The organism is Acinetobacter johnsonii, from assembly GCF_048551975.1.
In the GTDB taxonomy this organism is placed as follows: Bacteria; Pseudomonadota; Gammaproteobacteria; order Pseudomonadales; family Moraxellaceae; genus Acinetobacter; species Acinetobacter johnsonii_A.
This window is the reverse complement of record NZ_JBIMCF010000004.1, coordinates 121,890-140,550: the sequence shown is the minus strand read 5'-3', so window position 1 is coordinate 140,550 and position 18,661 is coordinate 121,890. Positions and strand designations below refer to the sequence as shown.

Annotated in this window: 21 protein-coding genes and 1 pseudogene; 14 read left to right on the top strand and 8 right to left on the bottom strand. The window is 41.3% G+C overall.

The window, feature by feature from the left end; genetic code table 11:
- Positions 1-23 precede the first annotated feature (23 nt).
- The 5 genes and pseudogenes from ACG9ZB_RS05600 to pabC all read right to left on the bottom strand — a co-directional run bounded on the left by ACG9ZB_RS05600 (position 24) and on the right by pabC (position 4,147).
- Positions 24-1,078, bottom strand: a pseudogene (locus tag ACG9ZB_RS05600) (integrase core domain-containing protein).
- A 95-nt stretch (positions 1,079-1,173) separates the two neighbouring features.
- On the bottom strand, positions 1,174-1,590 hold the full coding sequence (locus ACG9ZB_RS05595) for a PaaI family thioesterase (RefSeq protein ID WP_419324709.1): 417 nt from the start codon (positions 1,588-1,590) through the stop codon (positions 1,174-1,176).
- A gap of 87 nt (positions 1,591-1,677) precedes the next feature.
- Positions 1,678-2,277, bottom strand: coding sequence for a dTMP kinase (gene tmk, locus ACG9ZB_RS05590; protein WP_419324707.1), 600 nt, complete (start codon positions 2,275-2,277; stop codon positions 1,678-1,680).
- Positions 2,278-3,279, bottom strand: coding sequence for an endolytic transglycosylase MltG (mltG, locus tag ACG9ZB_RS05585; RefSeq protein WP_419324800.1), 1,002 nt, complete (start codon positions 3,277-3,279; stop codon positions 2,278-2,280). It lies immediately after the preceding gene.
- A 58-nt stretch (positions 3,280-3,337) separates the two neighbouring features.
- Complete coding sequence (gene pabC / locus ACG9ZB_RS05580) at positions 3,338-4,147, bottom strand: aminodeoxychorismate lyase (protein WP_419324705.1); 810 nt, start codon at positions 4,145-4,147, stop codon at positions 3,338-3,340.
- A gap of 164 nt (positions 4,148-4,311) precedes the next feature.
- Here pabC and ACG9ZB_RS05575 point away from each other — a divergent pair, with 164 nt between their 5' ends.
- The 7 genes from ACG9ZB_RS05575 (at position 4,312) to ACG9ZB_RS05545 (ending at position 11,204) form a co-directional block, all read left to right on the top strand.
- A complete protein-coding gene (locus ACG9ZB_RS05575) occupies positions 4,312-5,322 on the top strand; it encodes a sulfate ABC transporter substrate-binding protein (RefSeq protein WP_419324703.1) in 1,011 nt (336 codons plus the stop codon).
- 37 nt (positions 5,323-5,359) lie between these two features.
- Positions 5,360-5,965, top strand: coding sequence for an RBBP9/YdeN family alpha/beta hydrolase (locus ACG9ZB_RS05570; protein ID WP_419324701.1), 606 nt, complete (start codon positions 5,360-5,362; stop codon positions 5,963-5,965).
- 85 nt (positions 5,966-6,050) lie between these two features.
- A complete protein-coding gene (gene cysT / locus ACG9ZB_RS05565; RefSeq protein WP_411370269.1) occupies positions 6,051-6,884 on the top strand; it encodes a sulfate ABC transporter permease subunit CysT in 834 nt (277 codons plus the stop codon).
- Complete coding sequence (gene cysW / locus ACG9ZB_RS05560; RefSeq protein ID WP_419324699.1) at positions 6,881-7,762, top strand: sulfate ABC transporter permease subunit CysW; 882 nt, start codon at positions 6,881-6,883, stop codon at positions 7,760-7,762. Before cysT ends, cysW begins: the two co-directional genes overlap by 4 nt.
- A 12-nt stretch (positions 7,763-7,774) precedes the next feature.
- Positions 7,775-8,836 carry a sulfate/molybdate ABC transporter ATP-binding protein gene (locus tag ACG9ZB_RS05555; protein WP_419324697.1) on the top strand — a complete coding sequence of 354 codons (1,062 nt, stop codon included), beginning with the start codon at positions 7,775-7,777 and terminating at the stop codon, positions 8,834-8,836.
- Positions 8,837-8,893: 57 nt separating this feature from the next.
- A complete protein-coding gene (locus tag ACG9ZB_RS05550; RefSeq protein ID WP_419324695.1) occupies positions 8,894-9,817 on the top strand; it encodes a CysB family HTH-type transcriptional regulator in 924 nt (307 codons plus the stop codon).
- Between the two features lie 190 nt (positions 9,818-10,007).
- Positions 10,008-11,204, top strand: coding sequence for an outer membrane protein transport protein (locus ACG9ZB_RS05545; RefSeq protein ID WP_419324690.1), 1,197 nt, complete (start codon positions 10,008-10,010; stop codon positions 11,202-11,204).
- 56 nt (positions 11,205-11,260) lie between these two features.
- On the opposite strand, the gene carO is transcribed toward ACG9ZB_RS05545, so the two are convergent.
- The gene (carO, locus tag ACG9ZB_RS05540; RefSeq protein WP_419324688.1) at positions 11,261-12,007 is read right to left on the bottom strand and encodes an ornithine uptake porin CarO; all 747 of its coding nucleotides are present in this window, start codon (positions 12,005-12,007) and stop codon (positions 11,261-11,263) included.
- A 305-nt stretch (positions 12,008-12,312) separates the two neighbouring features.
- On the opposite strand from carO, the gene dapD reads away from it, so the two are divergent.
- The 6 genes from dapD to ACG9ZB_RS05510 all read left to right on the top strand — a co-directional run bounded on the left by dapD (position 12,313) and on the right by ACG9ZB_RS05510 (position 16,309).
- On the top strand, positions 12,313-13,134 hold the full coding sequence (gene dapD, locus ACG9ZB_RS05535; RefSeq protein ID WP_419324687.1) for a 2,3,4,5-tetrahydropyridine-2,6-dicarboxylate N-succinyltransferase: 822 nt from the start codon (positions 12,313-12,315) through the stop codon (positions 13,132-13,134).
- 95 nt (positions 13,135-13,229) lie between these two features.
- Entirely contained in the window at positions 13,230-13,940 is a 711-nt protein-coding gene (gene queE, locus ACG9ZB_RS05530; RefSeq protein ID WP_419324685.1) for a 7-carboxy-7-deazaguanine synthase QueE, read from the top strand.
- A 43-nt stretch (positions 13,941-13,983) separates the two neighbouring features.
- The gene (gene queC, locus ACG9ZB_RS05525) at positions 13,984-14,652 is read left to right on the top strand and encodes a 7-cyano-7-deazaguanine synthase QueC (RefSeq protein ID WP_419324683.1); all 669 of its coding nucleotides are present in this window, start codon (positions 13,984-13,986) and stop codon (positions 14,650-14,652) included.
- Between the two features lie 16 nt (positions 14,653-14,668).
- On the top strand, positions 14,669-15,076 hold the full coding sequence (locus ACG9ZB_RS05520) for a hypothetical protein (protein ID WP_004980581.1): 408 nt from the start codon (positions 14,669-14,671) through the stop codon (positions 15,074-15,076).
- Positions 15,077-15,148: 72 nt separating this feature from the next.
- Positions 15,149-15,841 (top strand): diphthine--ammonia ligase, encoded by a 693-nt coding sequence (locus ACG9ZB_RS05515; RefSeq protein WP_419324681.1) that lies wholly within the window; start codon positions 15,149-15,151, stop codon positions 15,839-15,841.
- 9 nt (positions 15,842-15,850) lie between these two features.
- A complete protein-coding gene (locus ACG9ZB_RS05510) occupies positions 15,851-16,309 on the top strand; it encodes a peroxiredoxin (RefSeq protein WP_419324679.1) in 459 nt (152 codons plus the stop codon).
- A 73-nt stretch (positions 16,310-16,382) separates the two neighbouring features.
- Here the strand turns inward: ACG9ZB_RS05510 and ACG9ZB_RS05505 are convergent, their stop codons facing one another.
- The gene (locus ACG9ZB_RS05505; protein ID WP_419324677.1) at positions 16,383-16,982 is read right to left on the bottom strand and encodes a LysE/ArgO family amino acid transporter; all 600 of its coding nucleotides are present in this window, start codon (positions 16,980-16,982) and stop codon (positions 16,383-16,385) included.
- Positions 16,983-17,100: 118 nt separating this feature from the next.
- On the opposite strand from ACG9ZB_RS05505, the gene ACG9ZB_RS05500 reads away from it, so the two are divergent.
- Positions 17,101-17,991, top strand: coding sequence for a LysR family transcriptional regulator ArgP (locus tag ACG9ZB_RS05500; protein WP_419324675.1), 891 nt, complete (start codon positions 17,101-17,103; stop codon positions 17,989-17,991).
- 37 nt (positions 17,992-18,028) lie between these two features.
- Here ACG9ZB_RS05500 and ACG9ZB_RS05495 read toward each other — a convergent pair whose 3' ends face one another.
- Positions 18,029-18,625 carry a YceI family protein gene (locus ACG9ZB_RS05495; RefSeq protein WP_419324674.1) on the bottom strand — a complete coding sequence of 199 codons (597 nt, stop codon included), beginning with the start codon at positions 18,623-18,625 and terminating at the stop codon, positions 18,029-18,031.
- Positions 18,626-18,661: the final 36 nt, after the last annotated feature.

Sequence of the window (18,661 nt, the reverse complement as noted above, 5' to 3'; positions counted from 1 at the left end):
ACAGTATTCCACTTCAAACCGAGTTAAGCAATTAGCTCGGTTTTAGTTTGCTCATACGTCTGATTCGGGGTGTTCATATTTAAACTTAAATGTGGTCTATAGCAATTATAAATCATGATAGATTCCGCAATTAAGTGATCTAACTCCTTCATGGTTTGACATCGTGTAGTTAAAAACTCCTGCTTTAATATTCCATTAATCCGCTCTGCTAATGCATTCTGGTAACAGTCTCCTCCATCTGTCATGGAAGGACATATCCCATAATGGCGCAATGCCGATTGATATAGTTCAGAGCAATACTGTGAGCCTTTGTCTGAATGATGAATCATCCTTGTCGCTCGATCCGTCACATGCTGCATCGCCATATGTAGAGCCTGCACAACATTCTCCGCACGCATATGCTTGCTATCCGTAGTTTTTGTATAGCGACGCTTGGGGCGAATCAATAAATTATGCTCTTTCAATATTTTAAATAACTGATCCCGTCCACACTTTAAACCACGCTGCAACAATTTGCCTTGAATAAGCCAATACAGCTTACGTGTTCCGATACTTGGCATAAGACAGCGATACTCCATAACCAACTCGAGTATTTGTTCGGTTACTTGTGCAGTCATTTGAGCACGTTTTTCTGCTTGATAATAAGCTTGTCGAGTGATTCCTAACCACTGACAATAACGTGAAACGCTTAGTCTTCTTTGGCTTTGCCAATCTTTGAAACGTGCTCGGTATACTTTTTTCCAAGATCAGTCCCACACTCTTTATCAATGTGATAAATCACATCCTGTATAAATTCAGTTTTGAGCTTTTCTGCGGCTAACTGTTTTTCTAATTGGCGGATTCGTTGTTGGGGTGTCAATTGGCGTTTAGAAGAAGTCGGCATATTCGAAGTCCAGTCCTGTTGTCCGTGCTTGCGTAACCATACCAGCACAGTTGATCTTCCTTGAATACCATATTTTGCCTGAGCTTGTTTATAAGTAATTTGCCCTTTTTCTACTTCATGTACAACCATCATTTTAAAGGAGAAGCTATAATCACGTTGTGTACGCTTAACTCGTTGTTCTCGTGCATGTTCCATAAAATAAGTCCCTTAAGGTGTAAACTTATTTCAGGACGGGACATAACTAAATTGAAAAAAGCCTGATTCGTCAGGCTTTTTTATTCAGACATTTTTTAGGATCTGGGTGGAATAGAATAAGTTCCCACCACATGTGCAATGGGTTCATCCTTACCCACTGAATACAACCACACATCCCCAACCACCAATGCTTTGCCAACTTTCATTAACTTACATTCACCGCGGATATTTGTTGAAGCTGCAGGTTTACTTAGAAAGTTGATCGATAAACTGGTGGTCACGGTTAAACCGACCAGCCCAATTTCTCCTAAAATGGCGATATACAATGCATAGTCTGCAAGAGTCATCATGGTTGGGCCTGAAACCGTTCCCCCTGGTCGCAAATCGCGCTCATCTACCTGATATACAACAGTTGCTGCGCGCTCAGTGACAGACTCGATACGACATTTTTCTAAACTTTGCGGAAATTCCTTTTCTAAAAAAGCCACAATCTCAGTTAAATTACTTTTCATTTTCCCTTCAACATACAATCCTTTGTCACTGACTATAAAAGAAAAATGTATTTCACTACAGTCTGAAATAAGATTTCAGGCTTATTTTTAGTTTAAATATTGCAACGCTTGTGTAAAAACCTGCTCTGGTGACTGTGTTGCATCCAAGCGTTTGACCCGCTCAGGATACTTCTCCCATAACTGCTGATAACCTGCTCTGACTTTTTCAAAGAAAGTGACTTTTTCTTGTTCAAAACGGTCTAAAGCCCCCCGTTCCCGTGCACGAGACATGCCTGTCTCAATCGGGGCATCAAGCCAAAATGTAATATCAGGCATATGGCTGACAAAGTTCTCATTCAGTAATTGCAACTTCGACTGGCTTAAACCACGTCCTGCACATTGGTAAGCAAAGCTGGCATCGCTAAAACGGTCACACAATACGGTTTTATGTTCGGTTAAAGCAGGCACGATCACTTGTTGTAAATGCTGTGCACGAGCCGCGTACATCAGCAGCAGTTCAGTATCATTCGACATCAACTCTTCATGATTGACTGACAATAATAGCGAGCGAATTTGCTCAGCCATCGGTGTACCACCTGGCTCACGCGTTAAAACAACCTGCTGACCTTGTTGTTCTAGATGCTCATAAATTTTGCGAATCAGTGTGGTTTTACCGACACCTTCAGTGCCCTCAAAACTAATAAACATCTATTCATCCTTCTTGGTTTTTAAAACGCTGAGATATTCTTTTACAGCTTGGTTGTGCTGCTCTAAAGTCTCACTAAATGTGTGCCCACCATTACCCGTTGCAACAAAGTAGATGTTTTTGCTGTTGTCTGGATGCATGGTGGCTTCAATGGCTTTTTTACTTGGTAAAGCAATTGGCGTAGGAGGTAAGCCATTGATGGTATAGGTATTATAGGCTGTTGGGGTCCGCAAGTCTTGGCGGGTAATATTGCCTGTATATTTATCGCCCATGCCATAAATCACGGTCGGGTCCGTTTGCAAACGCATACCCAGTTGAAGACGACGTGCAAACACACCTGAAACTTGTTCCAGTTCACGGTCAACATTGGTTTCTTTTTCAATAATAGACGCCATGATCAAGGCTTCGTATTTGTCTTTATACGGCAAATTTGCCGCACGGTTTACCCACGCTTCATCTAATGCTTTCATTTGGCGTTTGTATAAATCCGTTAAGATTTTTTTGTCTGACTCCCCTTTGGCGAAGAAGTACGTATCGGGGGCAAAAAGTCCTTCAGCATGCGTATACGGAATATCTAATGCTTTTAAAAGCTGATCCATGGGTAAATTGGAGACTTCCTTTTTAACCAATGCATCCTTTTTCAATGCCTCGATCAGCTGTTTAAAGGTCGTCCCTTCAATCACCAATATACGATTCATCTCGGCATTATCAACATTGGAGATCATATCCAAAACTTGGCGAATACTCATACCTTCACGCACTTCATAAACACCAGCTTTCAAGGTGTCATGAATAAATATTTTTTGGTAAAGCTTTAAAATAATGGGAAAACTAGCCATGTCTTCTTTGGCTAAGCGGTCAATAAAACCGGAATAGGTATCGCCAGAGCTAATTGCCAATAACTGCTTTTTACCTTCGACAGGATAGGATTTAAATAAACTCGACCACAGTACAATCATCAATAAAACAATGATGCTCACAGCAATCAATAACAACCCTTTCATTTTTCGTTGGGGTGGTTGCGTTTTCTTTTTCGATTTGGTTTTGGCTGCGGACATACTACTACATCTGATTAAGTTGAAGACGATGGAACAAATCTATACACGGCTGAACATCTAAGTGCTGATGATTCAAACTTTTGGCTATTTTCATAGGACTCAAGGCATTGCAGAAAAATAAACTCTGAAAGCGTGGAATTTCTTCCATAGCAATCATTCTCAGCTCACAGCTCATTCCTTGTTGCTGCATGCGTGCCAATATTTCGGCACGCATGACACCATGTACGCCATTATAACGAAGTTCGGGACTAATCCATCGATCATTTAGCAGAATGAAACAATTACTGCTCACACCTTCAACGACAGAACCTTGCACATCTGTGACCAAAGCTTCCAACCAACCGTGTTGTTCTGCCTCATGCTTGAGTAAAACTTGTTCTAAACGGTTTAAACTTTTCACACCCACCATTTGCGGCATACTTAACCCCATCGCGTGTTGCAGTACCCCTGAATCAATTTCGCTGTATGTAAAAGCCTCTGATGCTTGCGGATAGAAAAACACCCAAACGTCAGCAGGATGTGTGGGCAAACTATAACCGCGCTGCCCTTCCCCCCGACTAATAATAATTTTCAGAGTGCCATTTAAGTGTGCATGGGTTTGTTTTAATTGCACGATGCTGTGCTGAATAAAGGCTAAATCTGCTGACAACAGCAATCTTTCACAGGCCAATTTCAAGCGTGCTATGTGTAGAGGCTCTAGTTCGATCACACCGTCACGGATACGCGCTGTACTAAAACAACCATCTCCATAGTGAAATGCACGATCTAATAATTCTATTTGTTTGATTTCATGTGCATTTTTATAGCAATACATGCCAATCTACCCTGAAACAATTTTCTGCTTTAGTTTAATGAATTCTAAGCTGAACTCTTTTTCTTTTTTATTCATATAAAATTCATTTTTTATTATTTTTTTAGCAATAAGACTCGCAGTATTCTTGCCTCATGTTTAAAAACGTTTAAAATTTGAGGTCTCACATGAGCTTATCTAAGTTAAAAATTGGGGTACTAGCGGCGCTAGTTTCAGTCACATCTTTTGGTGTTGCAGCAAAAGATTTCCTTAACGTGTCGTATGATCCAACACGCGAACTGTATGAAGATGTCAACAAACAGTTTGGCTCTTATTGGAAACAACGCACAGGACAAGACATCAACTTCAAACAGTCTCACGGCGGCTCGGGTAAACAAGCTCGTTCAGTGATTGATGGTTTAGGTGCCGATGTTGTGACCCTTGCTCTTGCAGCAGATATCGATGTGATTGCTGAAAAAGCAAAACTTTTACCGACAAACTGGCAAAAGAAATTACCCAATAACTCTACCCCATATACTTCAACTATCGTGTTCCTTGTCCGTAAAGGTAACCCACAAGGCATTAAAGACTGGGGCGACCTCGTTAAGCCGGGTGTTGGAATTATTACACCAAATCCAAAAACATCAGGTGGTGCGCGCTGGAACTACTTAGCAGCTTGGGCTTGGGCGAAACATCAACCTGCGGGTAACGATGCCAAAGCACAAGAATTCGTGCGTAAAATTTATAAAAACACCAAAGTGCTGGATTCAGGTGCACGTGGCGCAACCACAACCTTTGCTGAACGCGGTATCGGTGACGTTCTCTTAGCATGGGAAAACGAAGCGCACTTAGCAATTCGTGAACAACCAGGTAAATTTGAAATCGTGACTCCATCACTGTCTATCTTGGCAGAACCACCTGTCGCTATTGTTGAAAAGAATGCAGAAAAAGACGGCAATCTGAACTTAGCCAAAGCATATCTCAACTATTTGTATTCACCTGCTGGACAGGAAATTGCGGCGAAAAACTTCTATCGCCCACGTAATGCAACTGTCTTGAAAAAATATGCAGCCACATTCAAACCGTTGAAGTTGGTGACCATTGATAAAGAATTTGGCGGTTGGACCAAGGTACAAAAACAGCACTTTGAAAATGGTGGTGTATTTGACCAAATTGTGAAAATCAATACGACGAAATAAAACCGAGTCCAGTAAATAGCTGTAAGGGAGCATCGACATGATTCATACTGTAATTGTACCAGGCGTGGGTGGAAGTGAACATGACCACTGGCAATCGTGGTTACAACGTCAGCTCAAGTCATGCTCTCGTGTACAGCAGCAGGATTGGAATAAACCCGTACTCCATGAATGGATTGAACAATTTGTCAAAACAGTTCAATCCATTCAGGAACCGATTCAAATTGTGGCGCATAGCTTTGGCTGTTTAACGACAGTCGCTGCTTTAGCACAGCATCCTGAACTAAATCAAAAAATCAAAAATTTAGTTTTGGTTGCACCGGCCAACCCTGCTCGCTTTGGTGATGCTGGTTTTGCTCGTGAGAGCCAAAACGACTATCAACAATATTTTCACCAACTCAAGCTGCAAGTTCCCACCCAAATGATCATCAGTGAAAATGATCCTTGGCTTAATTTTCAAGATGCGCTGCAACTGGCAAAAGCATGGAAAATTAGGCCTAAGAACTTGGGGCAAGTCGGACATATTAATGTTGCGTCAGGTTTTGGGCCATTCCCTGAAATATATGATTTTTTGATTTCAGAAAGTGTGCTAAAAAACATTAGTTTTTACAATGAAAGCAAGTATTTATTTAAATTTGCAATTTAAACACTGTAAATGATACTTGTGCCGAAATTCAGTTTTATTTGAGCTGACTCTTTTTAGGTCAGCTTTCTCTCTTTGAGGAGTAATCATGTCGCAGCGATCCCGAGTGCTGCCAGGATTTGGTCTTTCTCTAGGCTTTACCCTAGCATATTTGTCATTAATCGTTCTTATTCCATTGTCCGCTGTTTTCATTAAATCTTTAGGCATTGGTTGGGATGGTTTATGGGAAATTTTAAGTTCAGAACGTATTTTAAAATCTTTGCAGCTCAGTTTTAGTACAGCCCTGATCGCCGCGTTTATTAATGTGGTTTTTGGTCTCCTTCTGGCATGGTGTTTAGTTCGTTATCGTTTTCCGGGTAAACGCATTGTAGATGCCTTGGTCGACTTGCCATTTGCCTTACCCACCGCGGTTGCAGGTATTGCACTCACCTCGCTTTATGCGCCTACAGGTTGGATTGGTCAGTATCTTGAGCCTTTAGGGATTCAAGTGGCCTATACCCCAACTGGTATTACATTGGCACTGATTTTTATTGGTATTCCTTTTGTGGTACGGACTGTGCAACCTGTTCTCAGCGACTTGGAAACAGAGTTAGAAGAAGCAGCATCAGCATTAGGTGCCAACCGTCTACAGATTGTGACCAAAGTGATTTTGCCGATTTTATTTCCAGCACTCATCACCGGTTTTGCACTTGCGTTTGCACGTGGCGTCGGTGAATACGGTTCAGTGATCTTTATTGCCGGGAACCAACCGTTTAAAACAGAAATTGCACCGCTCATGATTATTTCGCGCTTAGAAGAATATGACTATGCAGGTGCAACCACGATTGCAGTCGTCATGTTGGTGCTGTCTTTTGCCATTTTATTCCTGATTAACTTGTTACAAGCATGGGCAAGCCGTCGTACAGGGAGAACAGCACGATGAATATCAACAGTAATGCGCTGGCTGAAAAGCTACAATCGCGTGATGCAACACGTGAACCAACTTGGGTTCGCTACACACTAATTACGATTTCCCTACTGTTCTTTTTGAGCTGTTTGATCTTACCGCTGATTTTGGTGTTCGTTGAGGCATTTAAACAAGGGGTCGGTGTCTACGCACAAGCCTTGGTTCATCCGGACACGCTCTCCGCAGTCAAACTCACTTTATTAACCGCGGTGATTGCAGTCCCACTCAATGTGGTATTTGGTGTTGCAGCAGCTTGGTGTGTGGCCAAATTTAACTTCCGTGGTAAATCCATCTTAACCACGATTATTGATATGCCATTTTCAGTATCCCCTGTTATCGCGGGCTTAATGCTGGTACTGATTTTTGGTACGCAAGGTTGGTTCGGTAGTTGGCTGATGGATAATGACATCAAAATTCTGTATGCCGTTCCTGCCATTGTACTAGCAACAATCTTTATCACCGTTCCTTTTGTTGCACGTGAACTTATTCCGCTCATGGAAGCCCAAGGAACTGAAGAGGAAGAAGCTGCGATTGTACTCGGTGCATCAGGCTGGCAAACCTTCTGGAAAGTAACCCTACCCAACATCAAATGGGGTTTAATTTACGGCGTCATTCTGTGTAATGCACGTGCCATGGGTGAGTTTGGTGCGGTATCGGTAGTTTCAGGTCATATTCGTGGTGAAACCAATACCTTGCCTCTGCATGTCGAAATTCTCTATAACGAATATACCTTTAGTGCGGCTTTTGCTGTCTCTTCACTCTTGGCGCTTTTAGCGATTGTGACTCTTATTTTAAAAACATGGGTTGAGATTCGCCAAGAAAAGCAAAACAAACATAATGATTCAACAGTTTAAAGGAATGACCTCATGAGTATTCAAGTTAAAAATATTGAAAAACACTTTGGTGCATTCCATGCGCTGAACAACATTTCTCTCGATTTCCCTGATGGTCAATTGGTTGCATTACTTGGGCCGTCAGGCTGTGGTAAAACCACCTTACTTCGTATTATTGCAGGACTTGAGTCCGCAGATGGCGGTCAAGTTATCTTAGAAGGTGAAGATGCAACCAATGTACACGTACGTGAACGCGAAGTTGGTTTTGTATTTCAGCACTATGCCTTGTTTCGCCATATGACCGTATTTGACAATATTGCCTTTGGTCTCCGCGTTCGCCCACGTGCAACACGCCCATCTGAAGCTGAAATTAAAAAACGTGTCACGCGGTTACTGGACTTAGTCCAATTGGGGTTCTTGGCAGACCGTTACCCAGCACAACTCTCAGGCGGCCAGCGTCAACGTATTGCACTGGCACGTGCTTTAGCAGTTGAACCACGCGTACTGTTACTGGATGAACCTTTTGGTGCTTTGGATGCAAAAGTACGTAAAGAGCTCCGTCGTTGGTTACGTACTTTGCATGATGAACTTCATATCACCTCAATCTTTGTAACGCATGACCAAGAAGAAGCTTTAGAAGTCGCAGATCAAATCATTGTGATGAATAAAGGGAATGTCGAGCAAATTGGATCACCCCGCGAGGTTTATGAAAAGCCTGCAACGCCGTTTGTGTTTGACTTCCTAGGTCAAGCAAACCGTTTCGAAGGTCAAAATAACGCAGGGACGATCCAAATTGGTGAAGACCGTATTCAATTAGACTCTTTACGCAATGCACCTTCGGGTGACGTGATTGCTTTTGCTCGTCCAGATGAATTAAGGATCCATGCACAGCCGCAAGACAATGCCATCCAAGCAACGTTCGTACGAGAATTATGGATTGCGGGCAAAGTGATTGCCGAGCTCCATGATCGCCAAGGCAAACTGATTGAAATCTCACTGACTTCTGAAGAAGCAAAATTACACCAATTTAGACCGAATCAAACGGTATGGTTAAGCCCATCAAACTTGCATTTATTTGCAAAACCTGCGGCTTAAGACCAGTTGAATGGGGCATGTTAAATGCCTCATTCATCATAAAAGAGATCCAAAACTATGAACTTTCAACAACTCAGAATTATTCGAGAAACGGTGAGACAAAACTTCAACCTCACCGAAGCCTCTGCTGCACTATATACCTCTCAATCGGGCGTCAGTAAGCACATCAAAGACCTAGAAGATGAATTAGGCGTACAGCTTTTTATTCGTAAAGGGAAACGCTTACTAGGTTTAACTGAACCTGGCCAAGCACTATTGGGTATTGTTGAACGCATGTTGGTCGATGCAGACAATATTAAACGTCTTGCAGATGATTTTAACCGTGTCGATGAAGGCACTTTGACGATTGCGACTACACATACGCAAGCGCGTTATGTACTGCCGCCGATTGTCAATCAATTCAAAAAAGAGTTTCCAAAAGTTCATCTTATTTTGCAACAAGCCAGCCCTGTTGAAATTACCGAAATGCTTCTGCAAGGTGAAGCTGATATTGGTATTGCAACTGAGTCACTGACCACTGAGGACAATCTGGCTAGCGTGCCGTTCTATAATTGGCAGCACAGTATTATTACCCCTCAAAATCACCCACTGGCGAGCAAACAAAATATTAGTATTGCAGACTTAGCTGAATATCCACTGATTACCTATCACGGCGGTTTCACAGGCCGTTCAAAAATTGACAAAGCTTTTGAAGATGCCGGTGTGGATGTCGACATCGTAATGTCTGCTTTAGATGCCGATGTGATTAAAACCTATGTTGAACTGAATATGGGGGTTGGTATTGTCAATAATGTGGCTTATGACGTTGAACGTGACTATCGTTTAAAACAAATTCCAACTGATATTTTTGGGTTTAACACCACATGGATTGCGGTTCGCAAAGGACATTTACTACGTGGCTATGGCTATGAGTTTATTTCTTTATGTGCACCAAATGCCGATATTAAAGCTTTAAAACGTATAGCCTATCCCGAAGAATAAAAACAGCAATACATAAGAGAGCCTAGGCTCTCTTTTTTGATCTTTAGCAAAACTCTTACTTATTCTATACACCTAGAAATAATCAAAATAATGATTTTAATTCATAAGAAAAGTGAATAAAATATAATCAACAATAAAAAACTTAATTTGATTTTAAAAACGATTCTATAATTTAGACCAAGGACGAAACATGAAATTTCACATTTTTGTCGGATTGCTGTATGTCCTGCCGTTAAGTTATGCCTCTGCTGCGGCTTTAGAAAGCAGCAATCAATCCATTCAAGCTTTCTTTGAAAAAGGTAATTATGCGGAAGTCGCTTTGCTACACGTGGATACCAATATTTCAGGTCAGGTCCAGCATCAACAAAATGTTGCAGAATTAGGCGTTCAAGATTTTTCAACAGGCAATTTAGTCAATCATCAACAATTCATCCAAGCTGCATTAAAATTACAACCACATCCACAAATTTCTGTGGCGTTGTTATTTGATCAACCGTATTTTGTTGATGTGGATTATCACTATAGTCCTATTCTTTCAGGTGAACCCTTACCTATAGAAAACGCAGATATTAAGTTTGACTCAAGAAATATTACAGCGCTCATTGGCTATCAACCCACACAACATTGGAACCTCTTTACAGGTCTGAGTTACCAGTCATTTTCAGGTGATCTGAAAATTGGTACACAAGTTGACTATACCTTTTTTGATTATCACGCGCATTTTCCCAAAGACCATGCGTGGGGTTGGTTAGCAGGTGTAAGCTACCAAATTCCTGAATATGCATTTAATACATCAATTACCTATCGCGCTAAAATCAAACACAGGACCAATGCAAGCGAAAGTTTTTGGGGATTTCCTTTAGAGATTGCACCACAACAAGCAACGGAAATTCAGACCCCAGAATCGGTGAATTTAGATTTTCACACAGGTTTACCTGCGCAAAATTTTCTGTATGGATCATTGCGATGGGTCAATTGGCAAGATTTTAAAATTCAGCCCACTCAATTTGCTGCAATTCTGCAATCTGAAGGACTAGGTAATCAGTTCAACCTGATTGATTACCAAAAGAATCAATGGTCGACCCGTTTGGGAGTTGCCCATCAATGGTCATCCAAATGGATCACTGCGGTGGAAGGATCGTGGGATTCTGGTGCGGGTAATCTTGCCTCAAGCTTAAACCCTGTAGACGGCTATGTTGGTGTGGGTACGGGCGCGGTTTATCACTTTAACCCTAAAACGTTTATGATTGCGGGTCTGCATTATTTGTACTTTACCAAACCAGAAAAGACACAACCACAGTCGTTAATCACGCAAATCTCAAGTTTTTCTTCACTCGAACAACGTGATGCTTGGGTTTATCATTTGAAATTGGCACACCGCTTTTAAGACACAAAAAACGAGCCGAGGCTCGTTTCTTGAGGTTTAGCTAAAGCCAATGGATATTACCAGTGGTAACTTACACCTAGTTTGGCAACTGGCATCCATTCGTATTTGTCATCATTCGCAATTTTACGCGCTTCATTATCAGCAGCAGTTTGACCTGAAGTTGAACCACCGACTTCTTGTAATCCTGTCGCTGTTAAATTTACAGAAGGGTTACCTGTGTAGTATGCACCCACTTCACCAAATACACCCCAGTTTTGATTAATCTTAGGTGCTAAACCAAAACCTACATATGGAGCAATATCATTTTTATATGCTAAAGAACCATCGACAGAACCACTACCTGATGGAGCATTGAAGTTCTTACCATCAATTTTGATTGTGTCATTTGAATTATTCAAACGTTTGCTCAAGGCATAGTCGTTATCAATGTAACCTACACCAGCTGCAACGTATAAACCTTGAACCCATCGATTTGTACTTGTACCCCATGGACGAATCTCAGCATTTAAATAAGCAAGGCTGTTGTCCATATCCATATCGTATTTGGTGCCATCGATAGACAAATCATCAGACCATGAAATGTCACCACCGTTGTAACCTAACGCTAAACCTACATATGGGTTAGCTGTCCACAACAAAGCACCACCATAACCTGTTGTACCGACTTCAGCACGAACACCAGTAGGAATGAGTTTATTTTGGTCAAAAGCATAACCATCTTTTACGACTGCATCATCAGCAAAAGATGTACCTGCAACTGCTGACATTGCTGCTGCGATTGCAACTAAACGTAATGATTTCATGTTTTTTTCTCCTCCAATTAAAGATTTTTTACATCATTTACTACGATTTTTTGATGAGCCCATCATAAAACACCTCTTGATTGTTTTTTATTCTAAATTTAGGTTGTTTTTGTTATTTTTTGATACATTTTATACTTTCTTGTTGTTTTAAATCACAATTCTTTACTTAATCCTCCATTTAAACCAGCCCTAAAAGTCTTATATCCAATCATTCATTATTATTTCCGATCCTATGCTGTTTTTTCATCTATCCTCTGCACAATATAGTGTAAAATCAGGAAAATTTTTTTTCTGGAAGGAAGATCATGTCTCAGCTTTCAACAATTATTGAACAAGCGTTTGAAGACCGTGCGAATTTTACAGTAGCGGACTGTCCTGCTGAAATTCGTGCAGCAGTTGAGGAAGTCATTGCTGGTTTAGATAACGGGACATTACGTGTTGCTGAAAAAATTGACGGTGAGTGGGTTGTTCATCAATGGGTGAAAAAAGCTGTACTTTTATCATTCAAACTAAATGACAACAGACCAATTGAGTCATGTGACCTTCAATTCTACGACAAAGTAGATACCAAATTTACAGGTTGGACTGAAGAACAGTTTAAAGCGGCCGGCGTACGTGTTGTTCCTCCTGCGGTTGCCCGTAAAGGTTCTTTCCAAGCGAAAAATGTGGTGTTAATGCCTTCTTATGTGAACATTGGTGCATATGTTGACGAAGGCACCATGGTTGACACATGGGCAACTGTTGGTTCATGTGCTCAAATTGGTAAAAACGTTCACTTATCGGGGGGTGTAGGTATTGGTGGTGTTCTTGAGCCACTTCAAGCCAACCCAACGATTATTGAAGACAACTGCTTCATCGGCGCACGTTCTGAAATCGTAGAAGGCGTGATCGTAGAAGAAGGTTCTGTAATTTCTATGGGCGTGTTCATCGGTCAATCGACTAAGATTTTTGACCGTGCAACTGGCGAAATTCACTATGGCCGTGTACCAGCAGGTTCTGTTGTAGTTGCAGGTAGCTTACCTTCTAAATGTGGTACTTACAGCCTGTATGCTGCAATCATCGTGAAAAAAGTAGATGCACAAACACGTTCTAAAACGAGCTTGAACGATTTACTACGCGACGAATAATTTTTAGTTGTCGTGCGGAACTAAAGTTCCTCATCTCTACGGTTAAGACTAACCGTAGAGATTTTTGTTTTTCTAACCTGTGGTTTAATTTTGCTATGAATACGCTTCGATCTTCTGCTATCCCTGTTTCTGATCCCTCTGCGGGTCTACGTATCACGGAGATCTTCTATTCTTTGCAAGGAGAAGCCAACACCTCTGGACTGCCAACAGTTTTTATTCGTTTAACCGGTTGTCCACTGCGTTGTACCTACTGCGATACGACCTACTCCTTTGAAGGTGGCGAACGCAAATCTTTAGATCAGATTATTCAAACCACACTTGACTTTAAAACCCCATATGTCTGCGTGACAGGTGGTGAACCGCTTGCACAGCCCAATGCATTACCTCTAATGCAACGTCTTGCTGACCTCGGCTGTGCAGTCTCTTTAGAAACCAGTGGCGCTTTAGATGTGTCTAAGGTTGACCCACGTGTTTCAAAAGTATTAGATTTGAAAACCCCAACTTCAGGTGAAGTTGCACGAAATTTGCTTTCGAATCTCGACCATTTAACCCAGCACGACCAAATCAAATTTGTAATTTGTAACCGTGAAGATTATGAATGGTCAAAACAGCAAGTTGAAGACTATAAACTTAATGAAAAAGTCAGCACAGTATGGTTCTCTCCTGCTTTTGCGGTTGAGAAAGGTGCTGCTCGTTTACCTCAACTTGCACGTGACTTAGCGCAATGGATATTAGAAGACCATCTCCCTGTTTGCTTCCAACTCCAACTCCACAAGTTGCTTTGGAATGACGAAACTGGTCGCTAATACATTGCCTATTCATCTTTAATTTATATTTGGAGAAAGTTGTATGCGCCCTCGTGCCATAGTTTTGTTATCTGGTGGTTTAGACTCAACAACTTGTTTAGCATGGGCGCAAGCACAGTATGACTGTACAGCGCTCAGCTTTATGTATGGTCAACGCTCAACCACTGAGCTCGATGCCGCACGCGAACTGACAAAAAAAGCAGGTGTAGAACATCGTGTCATTAATATCGACTTAGGTAATTTGGGCGGTTCTGCGTTAACAGACCATAGCATTGATGTTCCAGATCATGAACAAGACGGTATTCCTGTAACTTATGTTCCAGCACGTAACACGATTTTCTTATCTTATGCCCTAGCAGCAGCAGAAGTTTTAGATGCCGAAGCAATTGTGATTGGTATTAATGCTGTTGATTATTCAGGGTATCCTGACTGTCGACCTGAATTTATTGAGGCATTTGCCAACATGGCTCGCCTTGCAACCAAGGTTGGCGTTGAAGGAAAACCTCTTAAATTTGAAACACCTCTGTTACATTTATCCAAAGCAAATATTATTCGCTTAGGTATAGAACATGGCGTAGACTATAGTCAAACGGTGTCTTGCTACCAAGCAGATGACCAAGGACGTGCTTGTGGGAAATGCGACAGCTGCCGTCTTCGTAAAGAAGGTTTTGCAGATGCTGGCGTAACAGACCCAACGCGTTATATACCGTAACGACAAGGTACAGTTTATGAAAAATTTAAAATCAAACATTTTGCTTTCTACATTGGTGTCTGCAGCTGCATTGTTCGCTACAGCTTCAAATGCTGCTGAATCGAACAAATTACAAGAAGCGTATAAAAGCAGCAATGTAAAATCGGCATTAATTAATGTTTGTAAAGAAGAAACTGCAAAAAGCAAAAAACTTAGCGCAGCAGAAGTAAGCAAATACTGTACTTGTGCAGTTGAAGCTGATGGTAAGTTGACCAATGCACAAAAATGGGAAATCCAAAGTGCAATCAACCAAAAGAAAAGTCCGTCTACTTTAGCTTTTGTACAAAAGCAAAATAACGACTTACAAACATGTTTCGGTCCACAGTTAACAGGTAAATTAAAATCTTTAACTGAAGAAGCAATGAAAGCTGCTCCGAAAAAATAATTTACTGAATGTGAATGAAGCCTGCTCTATGCAGGCTTTTTTATATGTTCAAAATAGATAGAACCTGAAAATATGCTCACCCAATGGAATACACACACCCAAAATCGCAAATTTGTTGCGTCATATAGTGGTGGAAAAGACAGCAGCCTTGCTTTCTACCAAGCGATGCAAACGGGTGAACCTGTTGCATTAATTGTCATGTTAGAAGAGCAAGGTCTGAAATCACGCTCACATGGAATGTCTCTCGATATTATTCATGCACAGGCCAAAGCAATTGGGCTTCCCATCTACAGTGCCTCTGCAACGTGGCAAGACTATGAAAGTCAGTTCATTCAACTGTTGCAAAAAGCTCAAGCTCTTGGAGCAGAAACCTTAGTCACAGGTGATATTGATTTAATTGCACATGCCGAATGGAATCAATCTGTGTGTGATAAAAGTGAGCTCAGTTTATGTATGCCACTGTGGCAACGTCCGCGTTTAGACATTGTGCATGAGTTTATTCGACTTGGATTTCAAAGCCTCATCGTTACTGTCAACTTAAACTTAGGCATGACAGTTGAAGACTTAGGTCAGGTGCTTAGCCTTGAATATGTCGATGAACTGGTTGCAAGAGGTATTGACCCTTGTGGTGAAGCAGGTGAATTCCACACTACGGTGACTGATGGCCCGATTTTCAAACATCCACTTTCGGTCATTAAAGGTGATATTCTGTATCACGAAAATTATGCCTTTTTACCACTTACATTAGAACAGCGTGACAATTAAGGATAGAACATGACTGATACCATCCAACTTCCAAATCAGAACTTTCCAGCCACAACAGGTGAAGTGAACTTAACTGAAGTGCCGAATGAATGGCTGATTGTGTACTTTTACCCGAAAGATTCAACGCCTGGTTGCACAACTCAAGCCGTTGGTTTTTCATGTTTAAAAGATCAGTTTGATGCCCGACAAACCACGATCATTGGTGTTTCACGTGACTCGGTTAAAGCGCACCAGAATTTTACGGAAAAGCAGGCCTTAACCATTAATTTAATTAGCGACAAAGAAGAAGCACTGTGTAAACACTTTGATGTGATTAAAGAAAAAAATATGTATGGTAAAAAAGTGATGGGTATTGAGCGCTCAACTTTTATTTTCCATAACGGTAAACTGGTTAAAGAGTATCGTAAGGTAAAAGCTGCGGGACATGCTGAACAAGTTTTAGAAGACTTAAAAGCATTACAGGCTTAATGTACATCAGCCCGCAAATGCGGGCTTTGTTTTTTGTGATTTTTTAATTTATAGTTTTTATTGCACACGCTTTTTATTTCATAAGCAGTGAAATGGCGATTCCCCACATCACCAGCGCAATGATCCCATCCAGTACATTCCACGCTTTCGGATTGGCAAAAATTGGAATCAATACGCGAGCACCATAGCCCAAAGCAAAGAAAAACAACCAAGATGCACACACTGCCCCTAGAGCAAAGTGCGCAGGTTGCTCAAACTGTGTAGAAATAGAACCCAGTAAAATAACCGTATCTAAATACACATGCGGATTAAGCCAAGTCAGCGCCAAACACAGCAAAACAATATTTATTAGATGATGCTTTTCAATGGGACTTGCCTCCAAGCCCTGCTGTGATTTGAATGCCCGCAGTGCGTGTTGGAATCCATAACAAAACAGGAAAAGCGCCCCTGCCCATTTGGAAAACTGAATAATTTCAGGATAGTGCTGAAGCACTTTTGAAAAACCTGAAACGCCCAACACAATTAGAATCGAATCCGACAGTGCACAGATAAAACATACCCAAAAAACGAACTGCTTTTTGAGCCCCTGTTTTAGCACGAACGCATTTTGAGCTCCAATAGCAATAATGAGGCTCATCCCAACTGCAAGCCCTTGTATATATGTACTTAACATTTTGACTTTTCAACTGAATTGATGGTGTCAGGATTATCTTTCATTTTTAGTTAAATTAAGTATTATTGAGAAAATATCAATATAACTAAAATATTTTTAGTTTAAAGTGGGTTCCGATATGCTGAATCATAAACAGTGCGACGCATTTTTAGCTGTGGCAGAAACAGGAAGTTTTGACCTTGCTGCTGAACAGCTATACATTACTGCTTCAGCCGTCACTTTACGCGTACAAAGCCTAGAAAAAAGTTTGGGACATTTACTGATTGTTCGGGAAAGACCTTGCCGCCCGACACAAGCAGGTCAATCGCTGTTACATTATTTGCAACATAGCCGACTGTTAGAGCAAAGTTTCATTCAGAACCTCACGGGTCATATGAACACCTCTGCTTTTTATCAAATCAACATTGCAACCAATGCCGACTCCTTAGCGACATGGCTGTTGCCCTTGCTACAATCAACATTAATTGAAAAAAAGATCGTGGTACATTTTCAGGTCGATGACCAATCACAAACCCATCACTTACTTGAAGCCGGTTTAGTGAATGCCTGCGTGACAGATGAATCACAAGCCATGAAAGGCTGTGTAGCCGACTACATTGGCGATATGAACTATCGTTTTGTTGCCACGCCTACTTTTGCACAGCAATGGTTTAAACAAGGTGTCAACCGCGAGTCTCTACGTGCAGCTCCTGCACTGATCTTTAACGCAAAAGATCAACTCCACACCGCGTATATCCAACAAAAGTTTGGACTCAATCCAACTCAATATCCACATCACTTTATTCCATCTTCCAGTGCATTTTTTGATGCGGTTACGATGGGACTCGGCTATGGTTGGTTGCCCTATTACCAAGCGAAACTGCGTTTGCAGGATGGCTCATTGGTTGAGGTAGATCCTCAACTCAATATCGATTTGCCTTTGTATTGGCATCATTGGAAACAGCAGTCGCTGCAGTTAAATCTGCTAACAGATCTCTTGATTGAACAGGCCCACGCAGCGATGAATTAATAAAGCCCTAAATATAGATCTTTAAGATATGGAGCCTCTATTGCACTTTCCACTGCCCTGACAGTTGAATATTCACTTTTTCGCCTACACCTCCAATGGCTTTTTTCATGCCAAAGTCACTTCGGTTAATCACGGCAGAGGACTGGACATCCAATAGATTGGCATTATTGGCACTCGGTTTTAGTGTGGTGCTAAAACTAACTGGCTTGGTAATGCCGCGAAGTGTTAAGTTTCCAACAATATTATATTGACCACCACCCAAGTCTTTAAAACTGGTGCTTTTAAAATTAGCGGTTTTGTATTTGGATGCATAAAACAAATCTTCACCCAAAATCATATTTTTCAGTGAAGGCTTGCTCAAGCTTAGGCTATTTACATCCATTACAAAATTCGTTGAAGCCTGCTGTGGTGCCTTGGCATCAAACTGCATACTGGATTGCACCCGATTAAACTTAGCTCTTACAACAGTTACACCCAAGGATTTAATTTCAAAACCTACATTACTCTGAGGTGTCAATGTCCATGACTGGGCTTGCACTTGAGTGGTGAATGCAAATGTAACACCTGCAATCAACAAAGCATTTTTAATGACCGTATGACTTGCAATCTGTTTGGTCTGTTGTTTTCTATCCATTGAACTCGATCCTCGTCGAAATATTTTTATTCGACT

Excerpts from the sequence above, each read along its gene's own strand:
- cysT (WP_411370269.1), top strand. The coding sequence starts at position 6,051 with ATGTCGCAGCGATCCCGAGTGCTGCCAGGATTTGGTCTTTCTCTAGGC.
- carO (WP_419324688.1), bottom strand. The coding sequence starts at position 12,007 with ATGAAATCATTACGTTTAGTTGCAATCGCAGCAGCAATGTCAGCAGTT.
- ACG9ZB_RS05520 (WP_004980581.1), top strand. The coding sequence starts at position 14,669 with ATGAAAAATTTAAAATCAAACATTTTGCTTTCTACATTGGTGTCTGCA.
- ACG9ZB_RS05550 (WP_419324695.1), top strand. The coding sequence starts at position 8,894 with ATGAACTTTCAACAACTCAGAATTATTCGAGAAACGGTGAGACAAAAC.
- ACG9ZB_RS05495 (WP_419324674.1), bottom strand. The coding sequence starts at position 18,625 with ATGGATAGAAAACAACAGACCAAACAGATTGCAAGTCATACGGTCATT.
- ACG9ZB_RS05595 (WP_419324709.1), bottom strand. The coding sequence starts at position 1,590 with ATGAAAAGTAATTTAACTGAGATTGTGGCTTTTTTAGAAAAGGAATTT.
- ACG9ZB_RS05545 (WP_419324690.1), top strand. The coding sequence starts at position 10,008 with ATGAAATTTCACATTTTTGTCGGATTGCTGTATGTCCTGCCGTTAAGT.
- ACG9ZB_RS05575 (WP_419324703.1), top strand. The coding sequence starts at position 4,312 with ATGAGCTTATCTAAGTTAAAAATTGGGGTACTAGCGGCGCTAGTTTCA.
- ACG9ZB_RS05570 (WP_419324701.1), top strand. The coding sequence starts at position 5,360 with ATGATTCATACTGTAATTGTACCAGGCGTGGGTGGAAGTGAACATGAC.
- queE (WP_419324685.1), top strand. The coding sequence starts at position 13,230 with ATGAATACGCTTCGATCTTCTGCTATCCCTGTTTCTGATCCCTCTGCG.
- dapD (WP_419324687.1), top strand. The coding sequence starts at position 12,313 with ATGTCTCAGCTTTCAACAATTATTGAACAAGCGTTTGAAGACCGTGCG.
- ACG9ZB_RS05500 (WP_419324675.1), top strand. The coding sequence starts at position 17,101 with ATGCTGAATCATAAACAGTGCGACGCATTTTTAGCTGTGGCAGAAACA.
- ACG9ZB_RS05510 (WP_419324679.1), top strand. The coding sequence starts at position 15,851 with ATGACTGATACCATCCAACTTCCAAATCAGAACTTTCCAGCCACAACA.
- mltG (WP_419324800.1), bottom strand. The coding sequence starts at position 3,279 with ATGAAAGGGTTGTTATTGATTGCTGTGAGCATCATTGTTTTATTGATG.
- ACG9ZB_RS05505 (WP_419324677.1), bottom strand. The coding sequence starts at position 16,982 with ATGTTAAGTACATATATACAAGGGCTTGCAGTTGGGATGAGCCTCATT.
- cysW (WP_419324699.1), top strand. The coding sequence starts at position 6,881 with ATGAATATCAACAGTAATGCGCTGGCTGAAAAGCTACAATCGCGTGAT.
- ACG9ZB_RS05515 (WP_419324681.1), top strand. The coding sequence starts at position 15,149 with ATGCTCACCCAATGGAATACACACACCCAAAATCGCAAATTTGTTGCG.
- tmk (WP_419324707.1), bottom strand. The coding sequence starts at position 2,277 with ATGTTTATTAGTTTTGAGGGCACTGAAGGTGTCGGTAAAACCACACTG.
- ACG9ZB_RS05555 (WP_419324697.1), top strand. The coding sequence starts at position 7,775 with ATGAGTATTCAAGTTAAAAATATTGAAAAACACTTTGGTGCATTCCAT.
- pabC (WP_419324705.1), bottom strand. The coding sequence starts at position 4,147 with ATGTATTGCTATAAAAATGCACATGAAATCAAACAAATAGAATTATTA.
- queC (WP_419324683.1), top strand. The coding sequence starts at position 13,984 with ATGCGCCCTCGTGCCATAGTTTTGTTATCTGGTGGTTTAGACTCAACA.